General features: G+C 60.4%; 1 protein-coding gene. It reads right to left on the reverse strand.

All coding sequences use genetic code 11. From position 1 onward, the window contains the following. On the reverse strand, positions 1-503 hold a 503-nt coding region (locus tag CFP71_RS42520; RefSeq protein ID WP_143267313.1), incomplete at its 3' end, for a radical SAM protein. Positions 504-618: the final 115 nt, after the last annotated feature.

Genomic DNA, 618 nt, shown 5'->3' on the forward strand with positions numbered 1-618 from the left:
AGACTGTCGAAGTTACTGCGTACCACCACGGTGTCGATGCCGAACTCGAACCCTGGCCTGCCCCCGGCGGACACCGCGTCGTCGAGCATCCGCAGGGCTTCCATGGCGCGTTCGAACGATCCGGCGCGTCCGCGGATCTTGTCGTGCACCTCCGCGGTGGCGCCGTCGAGACTGATCGTCACCGTGTCGCAGCACCGCATCAACTCCTGGACCATGTCCGGCTTCATCGGCCAGCCGCCCGTGTAGCACACGACGTGAATGCCTGCTCGGGACAAGCGGTCCGCGACCTCGAATATTCCCTTCACCACGAGGGGTTCACCACCGGCCAATGCCACCATTTCCGGCTGAAGCTCGATGATCGAATCCACTATTCGTAATTGTTCATCGTGGCTCAATTGGCGGGTCGGCCGTCGTCCGGATTCGGAGTAGCAATGGACGCATCGCAATGGGCATGCGTAGGTGACATCCCAAATTATGTTGGTTGGCCGAGCGGGTGCGCTCATTGCCAAAAACCCCCTGCGCTCGTATTTCTCAATCCGCTTCTCCGTCGGCTTGCTTTTTGCACGCTACTGTCGCCGCGAACGCCGTCGCAATGCCGAGATAACGATTACACTCGAC

The sequence above is a fragment of the Amycolatopsis thailandensis genome, assembly GCF_002234405.1.
In the GTDB taxonomy this organism is placed as follows: domain Bacteria; phylum Actinomycetota; class Actinomycetes; order Mycobacteriales; family Pseudonocardiaceae; genus Amycolatopsis; species Amycolatopsis thailandensis.